The organism is Nodularia sp. UHCC 0506, assembly GCF_034931045.1.
In the GTDB taxonomy this organism is placed as follows: Bacteria; Cyanobacteriota; Cyanobacteriia; order Cyanobacteriales; family Nostocaceae; genus Nodularia.
The window spans coordinates 1-9095 of record NZ_JAYGHH010000023.1 but is presented as its reverse complement, the minus strand read 5'-3'; the positions used below and the strand labels follow the sequence as shown (position 1 = coordinate 9095).

General features: G+C 41.7%; 8 protein-coding genes and 1 pseudogene. 6 read left to right on the top strand and 3 right to left on the bottom strand.

Annotated elements, in window-relative coordinates:
* Positions 1-222 (bottom strand): hypothetical protein (locus tag VB654_RS14110; RefSeq protein ID WP_323214403.1); only part of this gene is annotated, 222 nt, incomplete at its 3' end.
* A gap of 118 nt (positions 223-340) precedes the next feature.
* Here VB654_RS14110 and VB654_RS14105 point away from each other — a divergent pair.
* From VB654_RS14105 to holB, 3 genes are all read left to right on the top strand, one after another.
* The gene (locus tag VB654_RS14105; RefSeq protein ID WP_323214402.1) at positions 341-1126 is read left to right on the top strand and encodes an HAD family hydrolase; all 786 of its coding nucleotides are present in this window, start codon (positions 341-343) and stop codon (positions 1124-1126) included.
* 248 nt (positions 1127-1374) lie between these two features.
* On the top strand, positions 1375-2550 hold the full coding sequence (locus VB654_RS14100) for a DNA double-strand break repair nuclease NurA (protein WP_323214401.1): 1176 nt from the start codon (positions 1375-1377) through the stop codon (positions 2548-2550).
* A 116-nt stretch (positions 2551-2666) separates the two neighbouring features.
* Positions 2667-3620: a DNA polymerase III subunit delta' gene (holB, locus tag VB654_RS14095; protein ID WP_323214400.1), complete on the top strand. Its 954-nt coding sequence runs from the start codon at positions 2667-2669 to the stop codon at positions 3618-3620.
* Between the two features lie 207 nt (positions 3621-3827).
* Here the strand turns inward: holB and VB654_RS14090 are convergent, their stop codons facing one another.
* Positions 3828-4571, bottom strand: coding sequence for a response regulator transcription factor (locus VB654_RS14090; RefSeq protein ID WP_323214399.1), 744 nt, complete (start codon positions 4569-4571; stop codon positions 3828-3830).
* Positions 4572-4728: 157 nt separating this feature from the next.
* On the opposite strand from VB654_RS14090, the gene VB654_RS14085 reads away from it, so the two are divergent.
* The 3 genes and pseudogenes from VB654_RS14085 to VB654_RS14075 form a co-directional block, all read left to right on the top strand.
* Complete coding sequence (locus VB654_RS14085) at positions 4729-5796, top strand: YheT family hydrolase (protein WP_323214398.1); 1068 nt, start codon at positions 4729-4731, stop codon at positions 5794-5796.
* 214 nt (positions 5797-6010) lie between these two features.
* The gene (locus VB654_RS14080; protein WP_323214397.1) at positions 6011-7426 is read left to right on the top strand and encodes an alkaline phosphatase PhoX; all 1416 of its coding nucleotides are present in this window, start codon (positions 6011-6013) and stop codon (positions 7424-7426) included.
* Positions 7427-7637: 211 nt separating this feature from the next.
* Positions 7638-8519 (top strand): annotated as a pseudogene (locus VB654_RS14075) (pentapeptide repeat-containing protein); the annotation flags it as partial.
* Between the two features lie 136 nt (positions 8520-8655).
* Here the strand turns inward: VB654_RS14075 and VB654_RS14070 are convergent.
* Positions 8656-9095: hypothetical protein (locus tag VB654_RS14070; RefSeq protein WP_323214395.1), on the bottom strand; the 440-nt coding region annotated here is incomplete at its 5' end.

Sequence of the window (9095 nt, the reverse complement as noted above, 5' to 3'; positions counted from 1 at the left end):
AATTTTACTATTTACTAAACGATGAAAAATAGTTTCTGCTGCTTCTAAAGAAACAGGATTGGGTGTTTTGGTTATGCTTTTTAAATTACTTCCCATTTTCCCATATGCTGCATCTACTGTGTATAGCTCTGATGCTATTTTTCTTAAATAGACTCGGTAAACCTTATTGGATGTTCCTTCTTTAAAGGTTAAGACAATTTCTTGAATATTTTGCATTGTCATAATATTCCCATGTATGATACAAATTTCCTCACTGATCAATTATAAAATACTTACAAAAATTACTGCGTAGTTGGAATTTATCAGTTAATCTAACAACAGCAGTTTATTCGTCAATATAATGACCGCCAGTAGTCCCACGATTTTAGCCTTAGACTTTGATGGAGTAATTTGCGATGGATTAATAGAATATTTTGAAGTCGCATGGCGCACTTACTGTCAAATTTGGTCGCCCGTAGACGAGACACCACCAGATGATTTAGCTTTAAGATTTTATCGCCTCAGACCTGTGATTGAAACAGGTTGGGAAATGCCAGTATTAATCAAAGCTTTAGTAGATAAGATTCCTGAAGAAACAATTCTTCAGGGGTGGGCGAAGATTACACCACAAATTTTATTAGATCATCATCTCCAATCCCAAACAATTGGTACAGCACTAGACAATTTGCGGGATGAATGGATTAACACAGATTTAGACGGTTGGCTAAGTCTGCATAGATTTTATCCGGGTGTATTAGAAAAAATTAAACTCACTATTGCTAGTGAAACAAAATTATACATTGTCACCACCAAAGAAGGGCGCTTCGTGCGGCAGTTATTACAACGAGAAGGAGTAGATTTACTACCCACAGCAATTTTTGGCAAAGAAATAAAGCGTCCTAAATACGAAACTTTGCGAGAATTTATTCAGAAAGCCGAAAAAAAACCAGTTAGTCTGTGGTTTGTAGAAGACAGAATCAAGACATTGCAGTTAGTTCAACAGCAAACAGACCTGGAAGATGTGAAACTTTTCTTGGCAGACTGGGGCTATAATACCCAAACAGAAAGAAAAGCTGCCCAAGATGATCTGCGAATTCAGGTATTAACTCTACCTCAGTTTACTAAAGATTTCACGGGATGGCTGTAATTGAACTTTAATAAAATTGCAACATATTAGACATCTTTCATACAGAATGTAGTGGACTGACACAGCTAAAATCCTGCATTATATTTTTCTTGTGGAACAGGCATTTTGTCTATTTTGGGCGGGATAGAAAGCTTACCCCACAATATTTATACTTGTGCCTATTGGCTGTGTTAATCCATTACAGATTGAATATTTTATTATTTGCAGATACGTACAGAAAAATTACCAATAATTTTACCGATTTAATTATGCTTGATTTAACAAAATTGGCGCGACAAATGCAGGGTTTGAGTCAGCATCTGACCTTAGAAGCTGCTGCTAGTCGCCAGCGTTTAGAATTGGCACAACAACATTTGCAAAAGGCTTATGAGTGTCAGGAGGATTTAATTGAGCGTCAGGAAAAATGGCGCGATCGCATTATATTTGCTAATGCTACACCAATTGAACCACTAGAAACCTGCATTGATATACCTGTTCCGCCGAAAGTGCATACAGTCATGTCTACCGACGGTTCCCAAATTGCCCCCAATCATCATGAAATTGCTTATTGCTATCTGTTGAATATTGGCAGAGTTGTTTTACACTACGGACAAAATCGCCAACCATTACTGGATAGTTTACCAGAAGTATTTTATCGCCCAGAAGATTTATATGTCTCTCGGCAATGGGGAATTAAAACTGAGGAATGGATGGGTTATCGCCGCACTGCTTCCGAAACCACAGTTTTAGCAGAATTGGCTTGTGCGTCAAAAGGGGAAGCACCAGCTTTAGCAATGGTTGATGGTTCCTTAATTTACTGGTTTTTAGAACAACTACCAATGGATGCACGCGATCGCATCTTACCCCCAATTCTGGAAGCATGGCAACAGTTGAATGCAGCGAAAATTCCGATTATGGGCTATCTTAGCGCCTCTCGCAATATCGACTGTACCAACTTCTTAAGATTGTTAGCTTGTCCCCATCCAGTCCCCGATTGTAAAAGTTATTGCCCAGACCAATTAGAATCAGTACCCTGTAAACTTTTTGATACTTTGCGAGATACAACTTTGTGGGGAACCAAACTGCAACCAGGACAAAGAGGACCATTATGGCGCAGTAATAACCGGATTTTAGAACTCTATGGAGAGCAAAGCGTTTACTTTTGCCATGTCCATGTAGGTAGTGAAATTGCCCGCATAGAAGTTCCGGTATGGGTAGCTGAGAATACAGATATGTTTAATCAAGCTTTGGGATTAATGCTGGCGCAGGTGCAGAAAGGCTATGGCTATCCTGTAGCTATAGCAGAAGCCCATAATCAAGCTGTGGTAAGAGGGGGGGATAGAACTCGGTTCTTCGCCCTGTTAGAAAGACAAATGATTAAAGCCGGTTTGAGAAATGTGGGAACTTCCTACAAAGAAGCCAGAAAACGCGGCAGTATTGCTTAAATCAGTGAACAGTTATCGAAATGTATAGTGGGGGATTTACGAATTTACTCCCTGACGACAGATATTGTAAAACCGTCATAAATGCTGACAGGCACAAGCCAATCTATAATTAATTCATGACCATTGATCCATTTTCCCCACTTTTAGGGCAGTCACAAGCCATAGAATTACTGACTCAGGCTGTGAAACAAAACAGAATCGCCCCGGCTTATTTATTTGTGGGGATAGATGGTGTAGGCAAAACTTTAGCCGCACGGTGTTTTGTGGAATTATTATTTTCTGTCCAAACGCGGAATATCGATTCATTACAAAGTCGTTTGCGTCAAGGTAATCATCCTGATTTATTTTGGGTACAGCCGACCTACCAACATGAGGGAAAACGCCTCACAGTTGCGGAAGCAGTAGAGAAAAAACTTAAGCGGAAAGCACCACCTGTAATTAGACTAGAGCAGATTCGGGAAATTACAGAATTTCTTGGCCGTCCCCCCTTGGAAGCACCGCGAAATGTGGTAGTGCTGGAGTCAGCCCAAACAATGGCAGAATCAGCTGCTAATGCTTTACTGAAAACTTTGGAGGAACCAGGACAGGCGACGTTGATTTTGATTGCACCATCTCCTGAATCGGTTTTAACTACCTTAGTGTCACGTTGTCAACGCATTCCTTTTTATCGCTTGGATACACAGACTTTAACTCAGGTACTTACCCAAACCGGACATGAGGAAATTTTGCAGCATCCGGCAGTATTGAGCATAGCAGCTGGTAGTCCAGGCAGTGCGATCGCATCCTATGAGCAATTACAAACAATTCCGGCAAATTTACTCCAAGATGTCACCAAAGTCCCTTCATCTTACCGTCACGCTTTGGGGTTAGCCAAGACCATTGCTCAGGATTTAGATACAGAAGCACAACTATGGTTAGTCGATTATCTCCAACAATCCTACTGGCAACAGTGGCATCAACCAGAAATTATTAAAAAGCTAGAACAAGCTCGCAAATCCTTACTGTGCTACGCCCAACCACGCTTGGTGTGGGAATGCACATTTATAGCACTGTTGACGAATCTGAATTGATAAGTAGCTCAAACTTAAAAAACCTAATATCCAGAATATCCAGATCCCCGACTTCTCAAAGAAGTCGGGGATCTATATTATATAGCGTCAGGACTTGAGTTCTGCTTTCGGGACTGTACTTTGAAAGGCGGCTTCTCGTAGAGTAGAGGCCTTCTCATCGGGTACGTAGCGAAACAAAGTACATCTGTCTGAAATCCCGAAAAAATTTCACTCAACCATCGATGCAGAAGCCCCCTCGTTTGATTGAGGTAAGCTAGGCAATTCTAAACAATATCCCGCACCATAAACTGTTTTGATATAGCGGGGGTGACGGGGGTCTGGTTCGAGTTTCGTTCTCAAGTGGCGGATATGCACTCGAATGGTTTCAATGTCATCATCTGGATCATAACCCCAAACTTCCCGTAAAATTTCGCTGGGGGAAACTGTCTGACCGTGGCGTTGCAGTAAACAATGAAGTAGCTCAAATTCCAGGTGAGTCAATTTTACTGTTTCATTGAACCAAATAGCTTCAAATCGTTCTGGAACCAGAGTTAAATTCCCATAGTTGAGAATTTCACTGTGTTTTGCAGCTTGGGGGATGCGGTCAGTACGCCGCAATAATGCCCGCACCCGCGCTAATAACTCTTCCACTTCAAAGGGCTTGGTGAGGTAATCATCAGCACCAGCATTAAAACCTTCGACTTTATCCTGAGTTTGGCTTAAAGCGGTGAGCATCAACACAGGAATTTCGGCTGTGCGCTCATCCCGCCGTAAACGTTGGCAAACTGTAAATCCGTCTACTCTCGGCAACATCAGGTCAAGCATAATCAGGTCGGGTTGTAGTTGCAAAGCCAGCGCTTGACCTTTGATACCATCTTCAGCTTGGCTGACATCGTAGCCAGCCATTTCCAAATTGACGGCAACGAGTTCTGAAATTGCTGCATCATCGTCTATGACAAGAATCCTGGGCATTATTTTAAAAAATTATTACTACTTAGTTAAGGATAAATAAGAACCTTTGATAGATACAAAGATTTTTATCTTGATTATAAAAAACATTCAAGCCTAGCATAAAGTTTATAAACTAAAGGATGGTGGAACCAGAACTAAGGTACTCTAAATTCCATATATGTTGTGTTATTCTGCCTACAATCCGCCCCGGTTTCTCAAAAATGGTGTGGCCATGACTGTTTACTCTGCTTTGTGGGGAAAACGTTATTGGCAAGAAACTACTGCACTTCCAGCGCTGCAATATCACTCAACAGTTCTGATTGGTGGGCAGGGTGTGCCAATTTTTACTTTGTTTGCCATACCCGAAAATGCTCATGGTACTATTATTGCCACTTATGGCATTACGGGTGATCTAGAACAAGAATGGTTTTTGAAACTCTTAGGGCGTAAAGCTTATGCTCAAGGATACGCCGTAGTGTTATTTGATTGGCGCGCCCACGGCAAAACAGCCGAGTTGTCTCCAACTTTGACCTCTGATGGTTTGTATGAGGGAGAAGATTTTGTTCGCATTGCGGCCGCAGCAGCAAAAATGGGTTGTCCGAGTAAGTTTTGGTTTACAGGGTTTTCTTTGGGGGGGCAATTGGCACTATGGGGAGTAAAAACTGCTACTGACCTGATTCAAGGTGGTGAATTTTTAGGATTACAAGACAGTGATATTGGTGGTGGGGTGGTGATTTGTCCCAGTTTGGATTCGTGGCGATCGCTTGACTATTTAATACAACAACCAATTGGGAAATACTTAGAAAAGGCGATCGCTCGTAATTTGAAAAAACTGGCATGGCGAATACATGATGCTCATCCTGGCACAATTGACCCAGCCGCCATTGAACGAGCCAATAGTATTTGGGCTTTTGACCACGAACTGGTAATTAGCAGATTAGGTTTTGACTCGGTAGAAGCATATTATGAAGCCAGTAGCGCTTTACAATTGTTGCCGCAGATTTCCAAACCAACTTTAATTTTATATGCTGCCGATGACCCCTTGTTTCATCCAGACATCATTCCTGAGTTACAAGCAGCTTGTGCAAGTAATGCAGCCCTAGATTTATTACTTACTGCTTATGGTGGTCATGTGGGTTATTTAAGTAGCAAAGCAGGTCAGCGTCAAGCAGAAGATCCTGATATTTGGTGGGCTTGGAATCGGACTTTACAGTGGTTAGAAAACCAGCGAGAAATTAAATCATGATGGGATGACAAATACCCAATTTTTCGGTAAAATATGTGTAGAATTATATATATTTTTGAAATATATACACAGTTGGCTGTGTAGTATTATCCTAGATTAATTACAATATCTCACTAACCAAACATTAAACCCATCATTATCCATTGTTAATGTTAGTCTACTAATCTCTTACCGTGCGATCGCATATTCACGTAAAGAGAAGAGGAACAAGACAGTGGAAGTCTCAAGACGTAAATTTTTAACCTTAGCTGGTACAAGTGCAGCCACCGTGACCATGCTTTCACCATTGGAAGCATTTTATGCAAAAGTTGCCCGTGGTGAAATGCCTACAAGTAGTGGTTATGGTAAACTTCAAGAAAAGTTACCTTTAAACGCTGCCGAACTTCCTGGTAACTTGAGAAACAGAGCCATCTTAAAATTGCCTCGTACATTTAACTACACGGCCTTCTCCATTACTGGTGAACAAATGGACGATGGCTTCACCGTACCCCAGGGACACGACGGTATGGCTGCATTTCCAGGAGCCAACAAAACCACAATCCTGGTTCGTAACCATGAATTAGGTACTTCTTCTGGAAATCCGGTGAGCGGCGACATCAGATACTCTACAGGCGCTCAAGGCGGAACCAGCACACTAGTAGTGGGAGCAAACCGTAGACTCATCAATCACTTTAACTCCATAGCTGGAACTATTCGTAACTGTGCTGGAGGTCCTACACCCTGGCGGACATGGATTACCTGCGAAGAAACCTTCTCTACAAGTACCAATACCACTGGTATTAGTACTGAAACCGTCAGACATGGTTACAACTTTGAAGTTATAGCTGATGCCAATAGTGGTTTAGTCATCCCAGTTGCCCTCAGAGACATGGGACGCTTCAATCATGAAGCCGTGGCTGTAGACCCCAAAACTGGCTATGTCTACGAAACTGAAGACCGTGGTGATAGCTGCTTCTATCGGTTCGTGCCTAACGTTAAACCTACCAAAGTCGGTGATTTGGCTCAAGGTGGAACCCTGTATGCCTTGAAGGTGACAGGTATAAACAATTTTGCCCTCAATACAACCAATAATCCTGCCCAAGGTGGTCAGCCAGGATTGGTTAAGGTTGATCAAACATTACCAGTGGAGTGGGTCAAAATTGATAATCCAGACCCAGACCAAGATACTGTTCGTAGCGAAGCTCAAAGCAAGGGTGCAGCCACTTTCTTCCGAGGTGAGGGTGCTTGGTATGGTAATGGACTAGTATACTTTGTTGCTACTCAAGGTGGTCCGCCAGTATCTTCTGCTAGTAACGCTAGAGGTAATGGTCAAGTTTGGGCTTATGACCCGGCTAGAGAAGAAATCACACTTGTAGTTGAAGCTTCTCCCAGTGGGGCATTTTTACAGGCTCCAGATAACATCGTTGTTGCTCCCTTTGGAGACCTCTTCCTTTGCGAAGACGGTAGTGGAACAGACTATATTGTAGGCGTTAACAAAAAGGGTGAAGTCTATCAGTTTGCCATGAACAATATCGGTAGCGGTGAGTTTGCCGGTGCTTGTTTCTCTGCTGACGGTAGAACCTTGTTTGTAAACATACAATCTCCTGGTATCACATTTGCTATCTTTGGTCCCTGGAATCGCCGTAGATAAGATTGCATAGGAAACAGGATAAGTTTAATAATCCTCAAACATCGATTGCAGATTAAATAAGACATTAAAAAACCGGGTTTTTATCTCCAATAACCCGGTTTTTCCGTAGGGTAGCGGACAAGATGCTCGCACCACAAGATATTTTTGGATCTGGAATATTACAAAGCGAAGTTGTATATAATCTCAGTAATAATCTCATACTGACGCGATTATGCCGCCAGACAAATACACTGGTCAAAATCTCCGAGGTCGCTCTTTTAAAGGTGAAGACCTGACTGGAGCCAACTTTAGCAAGGCGGATATTCGCGGGGCAGATTTTACCAACGCGACTCTTAAAAATGCTGATTTTACAGGTGCTAAAGCTGGACTACAACGACGTTGGACAATTGGGTTGCTCATAGCCTCATGGCTGCTATCGGCATTTTCAGGGCTTTTCTCAATTTTTCTCAGTGTATTGGTAGTATATGTTTTTCACCCCAATTATACTGAAAACTTCATCACCGGGATAGTCTGCCTAATTGTGCTGCTGGTGTTTTGTTTTATTACCCTTCGTAAAGGTTTAACAGCAGGTTTAGGAGCCTTCGCCGTAGCCGTAGCCTTCGCTTTCGCCGGAGTCTTCGCCGTAGCCGGAGCTAGAGCCGTAGCCTTCGCTTTCCCCGGAGCCAGAGCTTTCGCCGTAGCCGTAGCCGGAGCTGTAGCCGTAATCTTTACATTATTTAGTGCTTACATTGGCTGGCGTAGTCTCACTGGAAATGGAAAAGACGCTTGGGTTCGCTCATTTGCTGTAGCCTTTGCTGCCACAGGTGGAACTAGCTTTCGTGATGCTGATTTAACCGATGCTGACTTTACTGGTGCAACTCTCAGAAATACAGATTTTAGAAAAGCCAACCTCACACGCACTCGGTTTTATGAAGTCAAAAAACTCGACCTTGCCAGAGTTGGAGATTCAATATTAGCTAAACGAGATATTCTTAATTTACTCGTGACCTGCAATGGTAGAGAAAAATCATATCTTGGCGCTAACCTTAAAGGCGCTAACCTTATAGGTGCAGACTTAAAAGAGGCAAATCTTAAAGATGCTGATATCAGTAAACCAAAAAGTTTTTTCCGAAAGAGCGATCGCTAAATTTTGTGTAGCCTAAGATACTTTTTAATACTCGCTCCTTTAACCAGCAGACATAGTATGGATAATGATTACTTATGATTAGCTGATTGATAATTGGTTGGTGCTAACCTGATGGAATATAAATGCTTTCTACTACTTGATATTTACGCTGTAGGGCTTGAGATAAAAAGGCTAACATCTGTTTAAGTACGAAAAGTGTCCGGTAAATTAATCGGCTACCTTTCCTTTTCCGACTTATTCTGAGCCAGAGGAGATTAACCCAAATATTAACTAAAAGAAAAGATATACCAACGAATAGTAATCTTAATACTGGATTTTTATTATTTGTTCTAATTCGACAAAGATTTTTCAGCCGATAACTACTTTCGATGCCAAATCTTTTTCGATAATCTTGATATATATAATTTAAATTCGTTTTGATTTTATAAGTAACATAAGCAAAGTATTGCACCCCATATTTTTTACGCTTTCCTTTTCTATATTTGCAGACAATCCATAAGTCAAAGGTGACTGAATCATCTTTGTCTCTTGTAATAGTATGCC

Bases quoted from the DNA above. Each gene is read 5' to 3' on its own strand.
- VB654_RS14105 (WP_323214402.1), top strand. From the start codon at position 341: ATGACCGCCAGTAGTCCCACGATTTTAGCCTTAGACTTTGATGGAGTA.
- VB654_RS14100 (WP_323214401.1), top strand. From the start codon at position 1,375: ATGCTTGATTTAACAAAATTGGCGCGACAAATGCAGGGTTTGAGTCAG.
- holB (WP_323214400.1), top strand. From the start codon at position 2,667: ATGACCATTGATCCATTTTCCCCACTTTTAGGGCAGTCACAAGCCATA.
- VB654_RS14090 (WP_323214399.1), bottom strand. From the start codon at position 4,571: ATGCCCAGGATTCTTGTCATAGACGATGATGCAGCAATTTCAGAACTC.
- VB654_RS14085 (WP_323214398.1), top strand. From the start codon at position 4,729: ATGTTGTGTTATTCTGCCTACAATCCGCCCCGGTTTCTCAAAAATGGT.